14 protein-coding genes, 3 pseudogenes and 1 riboswitch are annotated in these 16,905 nt (G+C 74.8%); of the genes and pseudogenes, 4 read left to right on the forward strand and 13 right to left on the reverse strand.

Annotation, left to right across the window (positions count from 1 at the left end):
- Nucleotide 1: 1 nt before the first annotated feature.
- From ACIPXB_RS22685 to ACIPXB_RS22695, 3 genes are all read right to left on the reverse strand, one after another.
- Complete coding sequence (locus ACIPXB_RS22685) at nt 2-403, reverse strand: energy-coupling factor ABC transporter substrate-binding protein (protein WP_401452650.1); 402 nt, start codon at nt 401-403, stop codon at nt 2-4.
- Complete coding sequence (locus tag ACIPXB_RS22690; protein WP_401452651.1) at nt 403-1,098, reverse strand: energy-coupling factor ABC transporter permease; 696 nt, start codon at nt 1,096-1,098, stop codon at nt 403-405. Before ACIPXB_RS22690 ends, ACIPXB_RS22685 begins: the two co-directional genes overlap by 1 nt.
- 27 nt (nt 1,099-1,125) lie before the next feature.
- Nucleotides 1,126-1,342, reverse strand: a riboswitch (cobalamin riboswitch).
- A complete protein-coding gene (locus ACIPXB_RS22695; RefSeq protein ID WP_401452653.1) occupies nt 1,339-4,461 on the reverse strand; it encodes an AfsR/SARP family transcriptional regulator in 3,123 nt (1,040 codons plus the stop codon). (Overlaps the previous riboswitch by 4 nt.)
- A 235-nt stretch (nt 4,462-4,696) precedes the next feature.
- On the opposite strand from ACIPXB_RS22695, the gene ACIPXB_RS22700 reads away from it, so the two are divergent.
- Nucleotides 4,697-5,926, forward strand: coding sequence for a hypothetical protein (locus ACIPXB_RS22700; RefSeq protein ID WP_401452655.1), 1,230 nt, complete (start codon nt 4,697-4,699; stop codon nt 5,924-5,926).
- A gap of 62 nt (nt 5,927-5,988) precedes the next feature.
- On the opposite strand, the gene ACIPXB_RS22705 is transcribed toward ACIPXB_RS22700, so the two are convergent.
- The 3 genes from ACIPXB_RS22705 to ACIPXB_RS22715 all read right to left on the reverse strand — a co-directional run bounded on the left by ACIPXB_RS22705 (nt 5,989) and on the right by ACIPXB_RS22715 (nt 8,632).
- Nucleotides 5,989-6,501, reverse strand: coding sequence for a hypothetical protein (locus ACIPXB_RS22705; RefSeq protein WP_401452656.1), 513 nt, complete (start codon nt 6,499-6,501; stop codon nt 5,989-5,991).
- A 92-nt stretch (nt 6,502-6,593) separates the two neighbouring features.
- A complete protein-coding gene (locus ACIPXB_RS22710; RefSeq protein ID WP_401452658.1) occupies nt 6,594-7,523 on the reverse strand; it encodes a LuxR C-terminal-related transcriptional regulator in 930 nt (309 codons plus the stop codon).
- A 290-nt stretch (nt 7,524-7,813) separates the two neighbouring features.
- Entirely contained in the window at nt 7,814-8,632 is an 819-nt protein-coding gene (locus ACIPXB_RS22715; RefSeq protein ID WP_401452660.1) for a LysR substrate-binding domain-containing protein, read from the reverse strand.
- Nucleotides 8,633-8,690: 58 nt separating this feature from the next.
- Between ACIPXB_RS22715 and ACIPXB_RS22720 the strand changes: the two genes are divergently transcribed.
- Both ACIPXB_RS22720 and ACIPXB_RS22725 read left to right on the forward strand, forming a co-directional pair.
- Entirely contained in the window at nt 8,691-9,107 is a 417-nt protein-coding gene (locus ACIPXB_RS22720) for a DUF5997 family protein (protein ID WP_401452662.1), read from the forward strand.
- Between the two features lie 56 nt (nt 9,108-9,163).
- Nucleotides 9,164-9,574 (forward strand): annotated as a pseudogene (locus ACIPXB_RS22725) (GNAT family N-acetyltransferase); the annotation flags it as partial.
- Nucleotides 9,575-9,778: 204 nt separating this feature from the next.
- Here the strand turns inward: ACIPXB_RS22725 and ACIPXB_RS22730 are convergent.
- From ACIPXB_RS22730 to ACIPXB_RS22745, 4 genes and pseudogenes are all read right to left on the reverse strand, one after another.
- The gene (locus ACIPXB_RS22730; protein WP_401452664.1) at nt 9,779-11,038 is read right to left on the reverse strand and encodes a VWA-like domain-containing protein; all 1,260 of its coding nucleotides are present in this window, start codon (nt 11,036-11,038) and stop codon (nt 9,779-9,781) included.
- A pseudogene (locus ACIPXB_RS22735) lies at nt 11,035-11,625 on the reverse strand (AAA family ATPase); the annotation flags it as partial. The gene ACIPXB_RS22730 and the pseudogene ACIPXB_RS22735, both read right to left, overlap by 4 nt.
- A pseudogene (locus ACIPXB_RS22740) lies at nt 11,532-12,449 on the reverse strand (hypothetical protein); the annotation flags it as partial. The pseudogenes ACIPXB_RS22735 and ACIPXB_RS22740, both read right to left, overlap by 94 nt.
- A 173-nt stretch (nt 12,450-12,622) precedes the next feature.
- Nucleotides 12,623-12,829, reverse strand: coding sequence for a cold-shock protein (locus ACIPXB_RS22745; protein WP_401452666.1), 207 nt, complete (start codon nt 12,827-12,829; stop codon nt 12,623-12,625).
- Between the two features lie 230 nt (nt 12,830-13,059).
- Between ACIPXB_RS22745 and ACIPXB_RS22750 the strand changes: the two genes are divergently transcribed.
- The gene (locus tag ACIPXB_RS22750; RefSeq protein WP_401452668.1) at nt 13,060-13,299 is read left to right on the forward strand and encodes a hypothetical protein; all 240 of its coding nucleotides are present in this window, start codon (nt 13,060-13,062) and stop codon (nt 13,297-13,299) included.
- Nucleotides 13,300-13,447: 148 nt separating this feature from the next.
- Here ACIPXB_RS22750 and ACIPXB_RS22755 read toward each other — a convergent pair whose 3' ends face one another.
- The 3 genes from ACIPXB_RS22755 to gcvH all read right to left on the reverse strand — a co-directional run bounded on the left by ACIPXB_RS22755 (nt 13,448) and on the right by gcvH (nt 16,827).
- Nucleotides 13,448-14,830: an L-serine ammonia-lyase gene (locus ACIPXB_RS22755; RefSeq protein ID WP_401452670.1), complete on the reverse strand. Its 1,383-nt coding sequence runs from the start codon at nt 14,828-14,830 to the stop codon at nt 13,448-13,450.
- A gap of 340 nt (nt 14,831-15,170) precedes the next feature.
- The gene (gene glyA, locus ACIPXB_RS22760; protein WP_401452672.1) at nt 15,171-16,427 is read right to left on the reverse strand and encodes a serine hydroxymethyltransferase; all 1,257 of its coding nucleotides are present in this window, start codon (nt 16,425-16,427) and stop codon (nt 15,171-15,173) included.
- Nucleotides 16,428-16,443: 16 nt separating this feature from the next.
- Nucleotides 16,444-16,827, reverse strand: a complete 384-nt coding sequence (gcvH, locus tag ACIPXB_RS22765) for a glycine cleavage system protein GcvH (protein WP_401452674.1) — start codon at nt 16,825-16,827, stop codon at nt 16,444-16,446.
- Nucleotides 16,828-16,905: the final 78 nt, after the last annotated feature.

The following is a 16,905-nucleotide window of genomic DNA, read 5'->3' on the forward strand; positions in this document are numbered from 1 at the left end:
CTCAGGACTCCGCGGACCCGGCCGCCGCGCTCACGGCGGCGCCCTCCCCGGCGCTCTGCCCGGCGCCCGCCGTCCCCGCCGTACCCGTACCGGCCGCCTCCGCCTCCGCCGCGCCCTGGCGGCGGCCCTTGCGCAGCCCGAAGTAGTACGCGAGCACGCCCGCGCCGATCGCCGCCTGGAGGGCGAACAGCGCCGACTCGATCTCCCCGGACGGGGGTTCGTACAGCGGGGAGAACCACGGCTCGTAATCCGGCTTCAGCTCGGTGATCGCCGCCTCCGCCTGCGCGTCCGCGCCCGCGAACGGCTCCTCCTTGCCCTCGCCCAGCCCCAGCGCGAGCGGGAGCACGGCCAGCGCCGCCACCAGGAGCAGCAGCAGGGTGTTGATCTTCGCGTTCCTCGACATCAGACCGCCGCCTCCTGCTTCGTCTTCGACCCGGTGATCTTCGCGACGCCCAGCCGGATCAGGTCCGCCTTGCTCGACCGCATCAGCAGCCGCATCACCAGCACCGTCAGCAGGCCCTCGCTGACCGCCAGCGGGATCTGCGTCACCGCGAAGATCCCCCCGAACTTCGCGAGCGCGCCCGCGAAACCGGAGCCCGGGTCGGGGAAGGCCAGCGCCAGCTGCACGCTGGTGACGCAGTAGGTGACCAGGTCGGCGACGAACGCGCCGAAGAAGACGGTGACCATGAGCGGGACACCGGACCTGCGCAGCAGCCGGTAGACCGCGTACCCCGCCCACGGGCCGGCGATCGCCATCGAGAAGACGTTCGCGCCGAGCGTCGTCAGGCCGCCGTGCGCCAGCAGCAGCGCCTGGAAGAGCAGGGTGATCGTCCCGAGCACCGCCATGACCGGTGGCCGGAAGAGGATCGCGCCGAGCCCCGTCCCGGTCGGGTGCGAGCAACTGCCCGTGACCGACGGGATCTTCAGGGCGGACAGGACGAAAGTGAACGCTCCGGACGCACCGAGCAGCAGGGTGCTCTCCGGGTTCGCCTTCACCTCACGGCTCAGCGCGCGGACGCCGTGGACGACGAAGGGAGCGGACGCGGCGCCCCAGGCGGCCGCGTGCAAAGGGGGCAGGAACCCCTCGGCTATATGCATGAGTGGGAGACCTCTCCAGCACCTCGTGGATGGACAACGCACCCTGGCCGGTCTCCTGGCTCACGGGTTGATGCCCTGGCCCCGCCTTCCCAGGCGGTGCGGATCATCCCGCCGCCGCCCAGTGGCTTCCCGCTGGGGGTCCCCTGCCGCGGGCAGGGGGAGGAGCCGGACTTCCCGATCACAGTGGCGAGGGCCGCACCGGTCTTCCACCGGTTTCCCGAACACCAAGGCTCGATGACCCTACGGCACGGACGGCACGGCGGCCAGCGCCGCCCGGAGCTGCTCGAGCAACGGCCGTGCGTTCATCCGGCGGCAGCCCTCCTGGGCCTCCTCCAGCAGGGCCCGGGCGGCGGCCGTCTCGCCCGCCGCGAGCAGCGCCCGGGCCAGCGGCGGTACGGCGAGGGCGTGCACCAGGGTCTGCCCGGAGCGCCGGCCCAGTTCGTCCGCGGCCCGCAACTGCCGCAGCGCCTGCGCCGTGTCGCCCCGCTCCAGGGCGATCCGGCCGAGCCCGATCCGGGCCGCCGACTGCCCGGCGAGGTCGCCGGAGCCCTCCGTATGGGCCAGCACCTCCCGGAAACCGGCCGCCGCCTCCGCCAGCCGGCCCCGTACGAGCTGCGCGTCGGCGACCCAGCGCAGCATGCACATCCGGGGCCAGGCGGCGCCGCCGCGCACCGCGACGGCCAGGGCCTCGCGCAGCACGTCGAGGGCGCCGGCGCTGTCGCCCCCGGCGAGCAGCACCTGGCCGATCCCGCGCAGCGCGTGCGCCTGCCCGTACCGGTCGCCGGCCGCCTCGAAGACGGGGGCGATCCTCCGGCAGCGCTCCAGCGCCTCGGGGAGCCGGCCCTGCACCCGGTCCAGGTACGCCAGCACCCAGCCCGCGTACGCCGCCCCGTGCGCGTCCCCCAGCTCCTCGAACAGTCGCTCCCCGGCCGCGACCGTCTCGCGCGCCGGCCCCCACTCCACCCGGCAGGCCCGCAGCCGGCCCAGCCCCACCAGCATCAGGGCCTGACCGGTCCGGTCACCGGCCGCCCGCGCGGCCGCGAGCGCGCTCTCCTGCACGGTCTGCCACCCCGTCAGATCGCTGCGCAGGTCGAAGAGGTACTCCCCGGCGGCGGCCAGCTCCCGGCAGGCGTACGGATCGACGGCGGCCGCCTGCCGTACGGTCGCCACCAGCGCCTCCCGCTCGGCCCCCAGCCAGCGCACCGGCTCCGCCCGGACCAGCGCCAGCACGCCCGGCTCGGGCTCCCACCCGGCGGCCCGACCCGGCCGTGGCGCCGCCGCCGGGGCCCCGCGGCCCAGGCCCGGGTAGTCCAGCCCCTGGTGGGCCCGGCGGCCCGCGCGGACCAGGGCGACCCAGCAGCCGAGCGCCCGGCGCAGCGCCGCGTCCGCCGGTCCGGGGGCGGCCAGTTCGCGGCCGAAGGCGCGGACCAGGTCGTGCAGGCGGTAGCGCAGCTGCCCGGCCTCGTCCCGCCCGGCGACCTCCAGCAGATGGGCGCCGACCAGGGCGTCCAGGGCCTCCTCGGCGCGCTCCGGGGGCCGGTCGAGGAGGGCGGCGGCGACCCAGCCGGCACAGTCCGGCGCGTCCAGCACGGCCAGCGCGCGCAGCAGGGCGCGGGCCTCGGCGGGCAGCGCCCGGTAGCTCAGCCGCAGCCCGGCCCGGACGTCGCCCCCGTGGTGCGCGAGCTCGTCCAGCCGCCCGCGCTCGTCGCGCAGCCGCGCCGCCAGGCGCGCCAGTTCGCGGTGCGGGGCGGCGGCGAGCCGGGCGGCGACCACGCGCAGGGCCAGCGGCAGCCGGCCGCACAGCGCGACCAGTTCGCGCGCCGCCCCGGCCTCCCCGGCGACCCGCCCGTGCCCCACGACCCGGCCCAGCAGACCGAGGGCGTCGGCCTCGGCCAGCACCGGCAGGGTGAGCGCGAGGCGCCGGTCCAGCCCGGTCAGCCGGCGCCGGCTGGTGACCAGCACCGCGCAGCCCGAACCGGCGGGGCCGGGCAGCAGCGCCCGTACCTGCTCCTCCCCGGCGGCGTTGTCGAGGACGACCAGCACCCGCCGGCCGGCCAGCAGGCTCCGGTAGAGCGCGGCCCGCTCCCCGGCCGCGGCGGGCACGCAGGCCCCGTCCACGCCGAGCCCGCGCAGGAACCCGGCCAGCACCTCGGCGGGGTCGGCGGCCCCCTGGTCGGCCCCGCGCAGATCGACGAACAGCTGCCCGTCGGGGAAGTCCTCGCGCACGCTCCGGGCGACCTCGACCGCGAGTGCGGTCTTCCCGATCCCGGCCTGCCCGGTGACCACGCACACCCCGCCGCCGGCCGCGCGCAGGGCGGGCACCAGGGCGGCGGCCTCCACGACGCGTCCGACGAAGGCCTCGGTCGCGGGCGGCAGCTGGGCGGGCACGGGGGCGACGGGTGCCGGCGGGACGGGGGACGCGACCGCGTCGAGCGGCGCGGGCGCTGGCGGCCCGGGTGCCGGGGCGGGCGCCGGTTCCGGAACCGGCGCTGGTTCCGGGGCGGGGGCAAGGTGCGGGGCCGGGGCCGGGGCCGGTTCCGAGGCCGGGATGGGGTACGGAGGCGGGGCCGGGGCCGGCTCCCGGGCGGGGTGCGGGGTCAGGGCCCGGGTGGGGTGCGGAGGCAGGGTGGGGTGCGGGGGCGGGGCGTCCGCCAGTAACGCGCCGTACAGGGCGTGGAGTTCGGGCCGCGGGTCGAGTCCCGCCGCGTCCGCGAGGCTGCGCCGGGCCCGGGTGAAGCAGTCCAGCGCCTCGCCGCGCCGGCCCGACCGGTACAGGGCCAGCATGCGCAGCTCCACCAGGCGCTCGCGCAGCGGGTGTTCGGCGGTGAGGGAGGCGAGTTCGCCGCACACCTCGGCGTGCCGGCCCAGCTCCAGGTCGGCGGTCAGGCGCCGTTCCAGACAGTCGAGCCGCTCCTCCTCCAGCCGCGCCGCGGCGGCCTCGAACAGCCGCCCGCCCAGCCCGCCCAGCGCCGGGCCCCGCCACAGCTCCAGGGCCGCGGCGAGCAGCGGCCGGGCCTCGGCCGCGGGCGCCGACCCGGCCGCCGCCCGCAGCCGGGCGAACTCCCGTACGTCCAGCACCGCCGGGCCCGGCTCCAGGGTGAGGCCCGCCTCCGAGCGGGTCACCGTGGCACCCGTACCCGCCAGCAGCCGGCGCAGCGACGCGGCGACGTTGTGCAGCTGCTCGCGGGCCGTGGCGGGCGCGTCGTCCCACACCGCCCGTGCGAGTCCCGCCACCGGGACCGCCCGCCCGGCCTCCAGCAGCAGCGCCGCCAGCACCCGTCGGCCGCGCGGCCCGCCGAGCGGCAACGGCCGCCCGTCCAGGGTCGCCTGGACCGGACCCAGCAGGGCGAAGACCAAGGGCATGGCGCACTCCGTGGCGGACGAGTGGCCGGCGGATGGGCTGCCGGTGGGCGCCGATCGTAACGTCCTTCCACGCGGCCGGCGCAGGGGTTTCCTCCACACTCCTCGCCGTCGCCGCGCGGCGCCGGGGGCACGGGGGACGCGGGGGACGCGGGGGAGGCCGGGTTCCGGCCCCGCCCGCCTCCCCGGGTGGCACGGCGCCCCTTCCCCACCCCGTACGGACGAGAGGACGACCCCCATGCGTACCCGCACGCGCACCGCCTCCCGGGGCGCCGCGCTGCTGACCGTCGCGCTGCTCGGCCTGGCCGGGCTGACGGCACCCGACGCCCACGCCGGCCCCGCGCCGGGCCCGGCCGCGCTCACGGCACCCCCCGGCTCCGCCGTGCCCGCCGGGTCCCAGGGCTCCGCCCTGTCCGGCGGCCCGGTCGTCGCCGTCGCCATGGGCGACAGCTTCATCTCCGGCGAGGGCGGCCGCTGGCTCGGCAACACCGACCGGTATGCCGGCTCCCGCAACGGCACCGACCGGGCCTGGACCGGATCCGGCTACGAACCGGGCCGGGTCTACGGCGCGAGCGGCGCCGTCGGCGGCTGCCACCGCTCCGACGTCTCCGAGATCGCCACCGCCCCCCTTCCCGGCATCGACGAGCGCGTCAACCTCGCCTGCTCCGGCGCCGAGACGGTGCACGTCCTCAGCGCAGCCCGGGGCGGCCGGCCGCTGGGCGGCGAGGCCCCGCAGACCGACCAGCTGGCCGCGCTCGCCCGTGCCAAGCGGGTCGGCCTGATCGCGCTCTCCGTCGGCGGCAACGACCTCGGCTTCGGCACGATCATCGGCGACTGCGCGTACGACTGGTACTTCTCCCGGCTGTGCTGGAAGAAGCAGGACGCGGCCGTCCAGCGGGCGATGCCCGGGGTCCGGGCCAAGGTCACGGCCGTCGTCGACGACATCCGGGACACCATGCGGGCGGCCGGCTACGCCGACGGCGACTACCGGCTCGTCCTCCAGTCGTACCCGTCCCCGATCCCCGGCGGCGAGTCCTTCCGGTTGCGGGAGGGCGACTCCGACCGGATGTACAAGGACGGCTGCCCGTTCAACGACCGGGACGCCACCTGGGCGGCGTACACCCTCGTCCCGCAGATGGGCGACATGGCCAAGTCGGTGGCCACCGCCCGCGGTACGGACTTCCTCGACCTGCGGGACGCGCTCGCCGGCCACGAGGTGTGCTCGCTCGGCGTGGCACAGGTGGGGCAGGCCGGACCCGACCCGCGCCGCGCGGAGTGGTTCCGCTTCCTGGACTATGCCAACACCCAGGGGACGCTGGAGGAGTCCATGCACCCCAACGCCTACGGGCAGCGGGCCATGGCGGCCTGCCTCGGCCTGGTCGGCGCGGCCGCACCCGGCCGCTACTCCTGCGCGCAGGACTGGTTCGGGAACGGGGACCCGGCCATGATGCGGATCCGGCCGGCCTGACGGGGGAGGGGCCCGGGGTGTGCGACACCCCGGGCCCCTCCCGTACGGACGGCGAGGACGGCTCAGCAGGTGTTCGGGTGCGCGACGTCGACCACGAAGCGCTCGGGGTCGTGCAGCTTGAACGTGCTGAACCGGGGCTTGGTGGCGAAGGCGGTGCCGAAGGTGACGTACCCCTCGTAGTCGCCGGTCATGGCCAGGCCCTTGAGCTTGGGCAGGTTGAGCTTGATCAGATGCGGGCCCTTGTAGACGGACTGCCCCGCGTCGTTGTGCGCGGCGGCGGGGTGCAGGCGGATCTCCAGGAAGTACTTCCCGGGCAGCGGGACCGGGTGGCCGGACCCGTCGTAGACCAGTTCGGGCACCTCGGTGACGGTGGTCTCCGGGATGGTGCCCTGGATGTCGATGACGACCCGGTCGAACGTGCAGTGCGTGCCCCAGCGCGCGTTGACCACCAGGGGGGTGGTCGAGGCCCTGGCGGCGGGCGCCGCCGAGGCCGGCGCGGCGAGCGCGAGGCCGGCGGTGAGAAGGGCGCCCGTGGTCAGTGCCACGAGCTGCTGACGACGTAGACGACGGTGCATGACGTCCCCCGATGGGCAGATATCGGGACAGTGGTGTCACCGGGGAAGACACGTGCCGGGCCCGAACGGTTGCACGCCCGGCCGGACGGATGTCAGACGCCGTCGGCCGGCGGCCGCAGCAGCTCGGAGGTCGCCAGCAGAAAGCCCAGCTGGGCGCGGCTGCCGCTGCCGAGCTGGACGGAGACCTTGCGGATGTGCTCGGCGACGGTGCGCCGGCTCATGCCCAGGCGGCGGGCGATCGAGTCGTCCGTCTCGCCGCCGACGACGGCCTGGAGGATCGCCAGCTGCAACTCGGAGGTGACGGCGGGCTGCCGGGCCGGGGCGGTGGCGGGGCGCACCTCCGTCGCCCGCGCCCAGGCGCTCTCGAACGTGCCGACCAGGAACCGCACCACGTGCGGGTCCCGGATCTGGAGGGCGGAGCTGGCCCGGTCGGTCTCGTCCCCCGGGATGAACGCCGTCTCCCGGTCCGCGATGATCATCCGCTCGAAGACCTCGGTCAGGGTCCGTACCTGCGCCCCGGCCTCGGTGACCCGCTCGATGTAGGCGAGCGTCGGCTGGTGGCCGCGGATGGTGTGCTGGTAGATCGTCCGCTGCGACACGCCGCGCCGCAGCATCCGTACGTCGCGTGCCACCGCCGCCCGCAGCGTGTTCTCGGGCCGGGTGCCGCCGGGGTGCGCGGTCAGCAGTTCCTCGCGGCAGCCGTCGACCGCCGCGGCCAGCGCGTTGTCGATCACCTCGGCACCGTTCAGCAGGGTCAGCTGCCCCTGCTCCCGGCGGCTGTGCTCGTACGTCTCCCGGAAGGCGGCCAGGGTGGCCCGCGTCGACCACAGGGTGCGCTGCTGCGCCGCGATGGCGCTCTCCATCGCGTGCAGTGCGGAGAACGAGGCGACCTCGGGCGGGACGGGCACGGCCTGTCCCGGCGCGGTGGCGTCCTCGGTGACCAGGTGCAGGTCCCACAGGCACGGGGGCACGTCCGAGGCCGGCAGCGAACCGGCGGCCAGGAGCCGCTCGTAGCCGCGCATGGCCCGGGAACAGGGCTTCCCCTCAGTCGAGTTGTCGCATTCGCACGCACGTGTACCGGGTTCGACATGCTTCACAACTGTGCAGATTACATTCGTACATGTGGCCGGACCGTGTTCACCCCGGTGACCGGCGGCACCATGGACGCACGGGGGAACACCGCCCGGTCCGGAAGCCCGATGTCCGCTTTTCCGGACGGGCGCATGCGGCGGGCCCGCCTTTCCGTGCCACCCGAACGCGGAAGGGCGGGCTCTACGCCTGCCGGGGCCCCGGGGGCCGTCCGCCCGGACGACTACGGGCGGCGGGGCTTGCCGCGCTTGGCGGGCTTGGCACCCTTGGCACCCTTCGCACCCTTGGCGCCCTTGGGCGCGCCGGAACCGCCACGGCCACCGCCCTGCGCGGCCGACCTGCCGTCCTTCGTCCGTCCCCGGCCCGGCTGTGCTTTCGCCTTGGCCTTGGCCTTCGCCTGCTCCTTGGCCGGTTCCTTGCCCTGCTCCGGCCTGCGCCCCCGGGAACTGTTGACCGTGCGCCCGCGCACGATCCCGATGAAGTCCTCCACCAGGTCGGTGGTCTTCTCCTCCGGCCACGACAGCGCGACGCGCGAGGCGGGGACGTCCGTCAGCGGCCGGTAGGTCAGGTCCTTGCGGTGGTGCAGACGGGCCAGCGACTGCGGTACGACGAGCACGCCCACGCCCGCCGCCACCAGCTCGATCGCGTCGGCCGTGCTGGCGGGCCGCTCGAAGGCGGGCCGGCCCGGCGGACGCTCCCAGTCGAGGGTGTCGTCGAGGGGATGCAGCACGATCTCGTCGGCCAGGTCCGCCGCGGACACCTCCTCGGCCGCCGTCAGCAGGTGATCCTTGGGGATCACCACGACCGTGGTCTCGGTGTAGAGGGGGATAGCGCTCAGGTCCGCACCGTCGACCGGCAGCCGGACGAAGGCCGCGTCGGCGCCGCCGTCGCGCAGCAGGCCGAAGGACTCGGCCGCGGTCACCTGGACCAGGGCCAGGGGGACGTCGGGCTGCCGCTCGTTCCAGATCCGCACCCACTTGCTGGGCGTCACTCCCGGGACGTACGCGAGCCGGAACGAAGGAGATGCATCCGAGCCTGTCACCCGGCCAGGTTACCGGCCGTGGTCGGAGCTAGCTCACACGCTCGATACCCTTGACACCATGACGTCGCACCAGACCACCCAGACGATGAAGCCCGCGACCGCGGCGAAGAAGCTGGGTGTGTACCTCGAGGCCACCCCCGCCGAGTTCCAGGAGGGCGTCGTCTCGCGCGCCGAACTGAACGCCCTGCAGAACGACCCGCCGCAGTGGCTCCAGGACCTGCGACGCAACGGCCCGCACCCCCGCCCGGTCGTCGCGGCCAAGCTGGGCGTCTCCATCGCGGGCCTGGCCCGCGGCGGCGTCACCGAGGCCCTCACCACCGAGCAGATCGACGCCCTGAAGACCGAGAACCCCGAGTGGCTGCAGAAGGAGCGCGCCACCCAGGCGGAGGTCCGCAAGGAAGCGGTCCGTATCAAGGCGAAGCACGAGCAGGACGCCGCCCGCGCCGCGGAGCGGCAGAGCGACCCCCGCGCCTGACCCCGGACCGGGACGATCCGGCCCCGCCCCGGAGGGGCCACGGGCAGGGTCGCCCCATGATCGAGATTCGGCTCGCCCGCCCGGACGACGCGGCAGCGCTCGGTGAGGTCCACGCCGCCGCCTGGGAGGCGGCGTACGCGCCCTTCTTCGAGCCGGAGTTCGCCGCACGCGCCGTGGCGAGCCGCCGGACCCGCTGGCACGCGCGCGTCGCCCGGCAGACCGGGACGCCGGCGGAGCCGGAGCCGGGCACGGAGCCGGGCACGGAGCCGGGTGCGACGAGGATTCTGCTCGCGCTGGCCGACGGCCGCCCCCCGGCCCTGTCGGCCTTCGCCCCGTCCACGGAGCGGCCCGCACTCGGGGAGATCCTCTCCTTCCACGGCCATCCCGACGGCTGGGGCAGCGGTGTCGCCGCCGCACTGATGACCGCGACCCTGGACCGGCTGCGCGAGGGGGGCGGTGCCGGGGCCCACCTGTGGACGCTGCGGGGCACCCCGCAGTCCCGCCGCTTCTACGCCGAGTCCGGCTTCACCGAGTCCGGCTTCACCGAGTCCGGCGCCACCCGCCCTTCGACTTCGGCGAGGGCCGGCTCCTGCCCCCGGTCGCGTACGAACGCACCTGGCCGCCGAGTACCTGAGCCCCCCCGGCCTGCGCGGGGCCGGGCGGCGCGGGCCTCACGGGGCCGGGGGAGCCGGGCCGATCGTGACCACGTGGGCCCAGTCGGGCGGGGTGTCCGGCACGTACGCGGGATCGTCCTCGTCCCACGAGGGCTCCGCCCACGGCCGGGAGAACAGGCCCACCACCGTCCGGCACGGCGGCCGGGTGGCCGGCCAGGGCGTCTGCCCGTCGGTCAGGGCCACGATCACGTCGGGCCGGGAACCCGCCCGCAGCGCCGCGGCGAAGCCCGTCCGCAGATCCGTGCCCCCGCCGCCCAGCAGCGGTATCCCCTCCGCCCGGCACAGGGTGTGCACGGTCCGGGCCGCCGCGTCGCACGGCACCACGGTGACCAGGTCCCGGCGGCCGCCCACCGCGCGGGAGATCGCGGCGACCTCCAGCAGGGCGCTGCCCAGTTCCTCGTCGCTCACCGACCCGGACGTATCGATGATCACACCGACCCGGGGCGGCCTGCGCCGCAGGCTCGGCAGCACGACGCCCGGCAGCCCGGCCGAGCGCCGCGCGGGCCGGCCGTACGTGTAGTCCTCGCCCGCGCCGGAGCCGGAGGTCGCCGAGCGGACCGCGGCGCCCAGCAGCTCCCGCCACGGCTGCGGCGGGTGGAACGCCTCCTTCGCCCACCGCTGCCAGCCCCGCGGGGCGTCGCCCGGGCGGCCGATGATGCCCTGCGCCACCCGGAACCGCACCGCGTCCCGTTCCTGCTCGCTCAGGCCGTGCGCGCCGTCCGGCCCCAGCTCCCACGCGCGGTCCAGGCCGTCGGCGCCGCTGCCGCAGTCCAGCCAGGCCAGGTGGTGCGTCCGGAGCCCGAGCCGGAACAGGCCCAGGTAGTCCTCCATGAGCCGGCCCTCGGGCAGTTCCAGCGCCGCCGGGTCGACCGCGCCGCCGGGCCGGACCAGCCCGTCGCCGAACACGTCGTCGTTGATCTCGCAGTCCGCCGCGATGTTCATCCGCAACCGCTCCGCCGCCCCGGTCAGCCCGTGTACCCTCGCGAACCGGTCACTGCGCCCGTGGTGGTCGCGCAGCAGGTGCGACACCTCGTGCACCCATACGCCGGCCAGCTCCTCCACGGGTGTACGGGCCACGAAGGCGGGCGAGACGTAGACCCGCCAGTACCGGTCGACGCCCATCGTCGGCACCCGCCGGGATTCCACGGCGTGCAGGGCGAACAGCGCCGTCGCCAGGTACGGCCGGACCCGGGCGGCGTGCAGCCGGGCGGCGAAGAGCTTGTCACGGTCCAGCGCCCCGGCGCCCTCCCCGGTCACCGGCGGCCCCGCGCGGCCGACGTGAGCGCCGTGGCGGCCGTGGCACGGGCGGTCGCACGGTCCGCGCGCCGGGAGAGGTCCACCGCGCCGGCGAGCCGCTCGATCGACTCCGGAACGTCCCAGTCCGCGCGGCGCAGCGAGGCCAGCGTGGTCGCCGGTACGACCACCAGGTCCGCGGGCCCCGTCTCCACCGCCCGGACCAGCAGGGCCCACGCCGCGTCCCAGCGGGCCCGGTCCGGCCGGGCGCGCACGGCAGCCACCACACCGTCGAGCGCCGCCTGGCGCCGGTCCCCGCGCTCGGGCAGGTCGGCGGCCGCCGGATCGGCGAGCAGCTCCTCGGGGTCGGGGAGGTCCATGCGGTCCATGGCGGCCAGCAGCTCCAGCCCGGGACCGTCCCCCACGGTGCCCCTGACCAGCAGGGACAGCACGTCCCGGGAGGAACCGGCCGCGGTCGCGAAGGCGATCAGGCACAGCGTCATCTCCCAGCTGCGGGGCGAGGGCCAGGCCCCGCCCCGGCGCGTCTCGGCGGTGGGCAGCCGGTGGACGAGCGCGGGACGGGCGGCGAGCAGCCGGACCGGAGCAGTTCGAGGTCGGGCAGGACCCAGGTCGCCGCGTCGGGCAGGACCGGCGTCGCCCCGGGAGCGCGCCGCGCGGCGGGCGCCACGATCCGGGCCCCGTGCGGCCCGATGTCCAGGTCCAGGCGGTGCCGGCCGCCGAGCCGTACGGTGACGGTGCCGGCGGCCCGCCCCTCGGCGCGGAGCAGGATCGCCGCCTCGGCCGCCCACCGGTCCACGGCACAGCCGAGTCCGCGCGGTACGAGCCCGGGCGGCCCGAGCTCGGGCGGCCCGAGCTCCGGCGGCCCGGGCTCCGGTACGTCGGCCCCCGACCGGGTCCGCAGCTCGGGGGCCCGGCGCGCGTCCCACAGGTGGCGGTGCAGGTCGAGCCGGAAGCGCGGGTGGGGGTGGGGATGGGGATGCCGTCGGGCGGCCACCGCACCGGGTCCGTCGGGGCGTGCGTCCCACAGCGCGAGGCTGATCCGCTGCCCGGCGTCCGCCCATGCGGGCGGGGTCCGCACGACGAGGCGCACGGCGCCGTACCGGGCCAGGGCGATGGTCAGTCCCGGGCGCAGCAGCCCGTCGGGAGCGATCCTCGGCAGGTGCCAGCGCAGCAGGTCGGGAGCCAGGTGCCGGAGGTCGTCCCGGAGCCCCGCAGCCAGTTCCCGGCCATGGGCACGGGCCACGGAACGCAGCCGGAGATCGACGTCGATGCCTGCGGCGGCGCACGCCCCGGCCCAGTCTCCGGTACGCCGACGGGCGGTCGCGGTCTCGATCATGGAGGGCGGCACGGCGTACTCGCGCACCCGCCGCCAGAAGGAAAGGCGGGGATCCCCCGTCGCGGTGTCGGTGAGCATCAGCACTCACCTTGCGCGAACGGGACCCCCCAACTGTCAGAGGAATGTGTGGTCATCGCGGTGATCGTAACGACGCTCCCGCGGCCCGCGCGAAGCATTTTCGGCGGCGGCGGCGGGGCGGCCGGCAGGCCCCGGCCCGGAAGGGCGGGGGCCTGCGGGGGAGCCGCCAGGGCCTAGCGCTCCACCACCACGTTTTCCGCCTGCGGGCCCTTGGGACCCTGCGTGACGTCGTACGAGACGCGGTCCTCCTCGTGCAGCTCCTTGAAGCCGGTGGTCTGGATGGCGGAGAAGTGGACGAACACGTCCGGCCCGCCGTCGTCCTGGGCGATGAACCCGAAACCCTTGTCCGCGTTGAACCACTTCACTTTGCCTGTTGCCATCTGCGCGAATCCTTCACCAGATCTCGGCACGGGGTGCCGCTCGCACCGGCTCGATCGAAGCCGACGTACCCACTCTTCCCCAGCAGACCCGATCTTGCACGCACGGTGCGCGGGTGATTCCTCCGGGTCACGGCTGGGCCCGGTGGCCGCGCGGGCCCACCCTCACCCTCACGGGGGATCGCGGGCGGTGCGAGTTGCGCCGGAAATCGAACACGTGGGCTAATCGGGGCATGGCGCGAACCGAGTTTCCCGAAGACCTGCTCGACCTGCAGATCCGCGTGATCCGGATCTACGCCGCGCTCGACCGGCTGCCCGCCGGGGCCGGGGCGACCCGGCTGCGGCGGGAGCTGGTGGAGGTGCTGCGGGCGCTGTACGGGCATCCGTACTGGCGGCAGCCCGGGCACTGCTCGGCCGAGCTGGTCGAACTGCGGCGGCAGGCGCGGATCCGCGGCTGGATCGCCGCGGCCTGAGCCGGGGCCGGCCCCGAGTCCAGCCCGGTCCCTGACCGGCACGCCCCGGCCCCGCAGGCGTGGCGACGCGACACGGCCCGGAGCCGACGGGGTCGGGTCCGGGCCGCGGGGGGCGGGGGCGGCCGGCGTCAGGCGCCGGCCGTGGCCGTCAGCACTCGATGACGTTCACCGCGAGACCGCCACGGGCGGTCTCCTTGTATTTGATCTTCATGTCGGCGCCCGTCTCCTTCATGGTCTTGATGACCTTGTCCAGGGACACCTTGTGGCTGCCGTCGCCGCGCATCGCCATCTTCGCCGCCGTCACGGCCTTGACCGCCGCCATGCCGTTGCGCTCGATGCACGGGATCTGCACCAGGCCGCCGACCGGGTCGCAGGTCAGGCCCAGGTTGTGCTCCATGCCGATCTCGGCCGCGTTCTCCACCTGCTCCGGGGTGCCGCCCAGCACCTCGGCGAGCGCGCCCGCCGCCATCGAGCAGGCCGAGCCGACCTCGCCCTGGCAGCCGACCTCGGCGCCGGAGATCGAGGCGTTCTCCTTGAAGAGCATGCCGATCGCGCCCGCGGCGAGGAGGAAGCGGACCACGCCGTCCTCGTCCGCGCCGGGCACGAAGTTCATGTAGTAGTGCAGGACCGCCGGCAGGACGCCCGCCGCGCCGTTCGTGGGCGCGGTGACGACGCGGCCGCCCGCCGCGTTCTCCTCGTTGACCGCCATCGCGTAGATCGTCGTCCACTCGCTGCGGTGCATCATCGGGTCGCCCTCGGTGCGCAGCTGGCGCGCCGTGGACGCGGCCCGCCGCTTGACGCGCAGGCCGCCCGGCAGGATGCCCTCGCGCGACATGCCGCGCGCGACACAGGCCTGCATGACCCGCCAGATCTCCAGCAGGCCCTCGCGGATCTCCTCCTCCGTGCGCCAGGCCTTCTCGTTCTCCAGCATCAGGGAGGAGATCGACAGGCCGGTCTCCTTCGCCAGGCGGAGCATCTCGTCACCGCTGCGGAAGGGGTACTTCAGCACCGTGTCGTCGAGCTTGATCCGGTCCTCGCCGACCGCGTCCTCGTCGACGACGAAGCCGCCGCCGACCGAGTAGTAGGTCTTCTCCAGCAGCGGCGCGCCGCTCTCGTCGTACGCGAAGAGGGTCATGCCGTTGGCGTGGTACGGCAGCGACCGGCGGCGGTGCAGGATCAGCTGGCTCGGCTCGTCGAACGCGATCTCGTGGACATCGCCTATCTCGGTCCCGAGCAGCCGCAGGCGGCCGCTCTTCCGGATGCGCTCCACCTCGTCGTCGGCCGTCTCCACGTTCACCGTGCGCGGTGAGTGGCCCTCCAGGCCCAGCAGGACGGCCTTGGGCGTGCCGTGGCCGTGGCCGGTCGCGCCGAGGGAGCCGTACAGCTCGGCCCGCACGGAGGCGGTCTGCGCGAGCACACCGTCCTTCTTCAGCCGGTTCACGAACATACGGGCGGCCCGCATCGGACCGACGGTGTGGGAGGAGGACGGGCCGATGCCGATGGAGAAGAGGTCGAAGACGGAGATGGCCACGGTTGCGGACTCCTATGTCTGCTCGTGGGTGGGAGGAGGACGGGGCGCGGTGCGGCAGAGGGGTGGGAGGCGGTGCGGGAGGGGCAGGAGGAGCGGGAGTGATCTTATGAGGGTGATTAGTACGGATTTTGTCCGACAGACGAGCTTATCGCGGCCGCGTGAACACCATTGCCGCCGAAAGGTGACCCAGGGAGGTCGGGCATGAGAAAGGCCCGGCCTGCGGAAGGGAAGGCCGGGCCTTTCTCGGGTGCGGGCGCGGGGTGCCGTCGGCCGGCCCCGCGCGCGGCGGCACCCGCGCCGGTGCCCGTGCGGGCACCGGCGCGGCCGCCGGCGGCGGTGCCTACAGCGACGGGTACAGCGGGTGCTTCGCCGCCAGCGCCGAGACGCGGGCCTTCAGCGACTCGCTGTCGTACGACGGCTTCAGCGCCTCCGCGATGATGTCGGCGACCTCGGTGAAGTCCTCCGCCTGGAACCCGCGGGTGGCCAGCGCCGGCGTACCGATCCGCAGACCAGAGGTGACCATCGGCGGCCGCGGGTCGTTCGGGATGGCGTTGCGGTTGACCGTGATGCCGACCTCGTGGAGGCGGTCCTCGGCCTGCTGCCCGTCCAGCTCGGAGTTGCGCAGGTCGACCAGGACCAGGTGCACGTCGGTGCCGCCGGAGAGGACGTCCACGCCCACGGCCTTGACGTCGTCCTGGACCAGGCGCTCGGCGATGATCTTCGCGCCGGCCAGGGTGCGCTCCTGGCGCTCCTTGAACTCCGGCGAGGCCGCGACCTTGAAGGAGACGGCCTTGGCCGCGATCACGTGCTCCAGCGGACCGCCCTGCTGACCCGGGAAGACCGCCGAGTTGATCTTCTTGGCGAGCTCCTGCGTGGACAGGATCACACCGCCGCGCGGACCGCCGAGGGTCTTGTGCGTGGTGGTGGTCACGACGTGGGCGTGCGGCACCGGGTTCGGGTGCAGGCCCGCGGCGACCAGGCCGGCGAAGTGCGCCATGTCGACCATCAGGTACGCGCCGACCTCGTCCGCGATGCGGCGGAAGGCGGCGAAGTCCAGCTGGCGCGGGTACGCCGACCAGCCGGCGACGATCAGCTGCGGCTTGGACTCCTTGGCCAGGCGCTCGACCTCGGCCATGTCCACCTGGCCGGTCTCGTCGACGTGGTACGGGACCACGTTGTAGAGCTTGCCGGAGAAGTTGATCTTCATGCCGTGGGTCAGGTGACCACCGTGGGCCAGGTTCAGGCCCATGATCGTGTCGCCCGGCTTGAGCAGCGCGAACATCGCGGCGGCGTTCGCCTGCGCGCCCGAGTGGGGCTGCACGTTGGCGGCCTCGGCGCCGAACAGCGCCTTGATGCGGTCGATCGCGATCTGCTCGACCACGTCGACGTGCTCGCAGCCGCCGTAGTAGCGGCGGCCGGGGTAGCCCTCGGCGTACTTGTTCGTCAGGACCGAGCCCTGGGCCTCCATGACGGCGACCGGAGCGAAGTTCTCCGACGCGATCATTTCCAGGGTCGACTGCTGGCGCACGAGTTCGGCGTCGACGGCGGCGGCGACGTCCGGGTCGAGCTCGTGGAGAGGGGTGTTCAGTACAGACATCTTCGGTCCCCTGGGGTCAGTTGCCGGACTTGGTCAGGTCGGCGTACTCCTCGGCGGAGAGCAGGTCGGCCGGCTCCTCCGCGATACGCACCTTGAACAGCCAGCCGCCCTCGAACGGGGCGGAGTTCACCAGCGCCGGGTCGTCCACGACGTCCTGGTTGGACTCGACGACCTCGCCGGTGACCGGGGAGTACAGGTCGCTGACCGACTTGGTCGACTCCAGCTCGCCACAGGTCTCGCCCGCGGTCACGGTGTCGCCGACTTCGGGGAGCTGGGCGTAGACGACGTCACCGAGCGCGGTGGCCGCGAACTCGGTGATGCCGACCGTCGCGACGCCGTCCTCGGCGGCCGACAGCCACTCGTGCTCCTTGCTGTAACGCAGCTGCTGGGGGTTGCTCATGACCTGATTCTCCTGGATGCGGGGGAGTGCTGATGAACAGTGGTCTTGCGGAGTGAGACGGAGTGACGGACGGATCCC

It is taken from the genome of Streptomyces sp. NPDC090022, from assembly GCF_044748145.1.
In the GTDB taxonomy this organism is placed as follows: domain Bacteria; phylum Actinomycetota; class Actinomycetes; order Streptomycetales; family Streptomycetaceae; genus Streptomyces.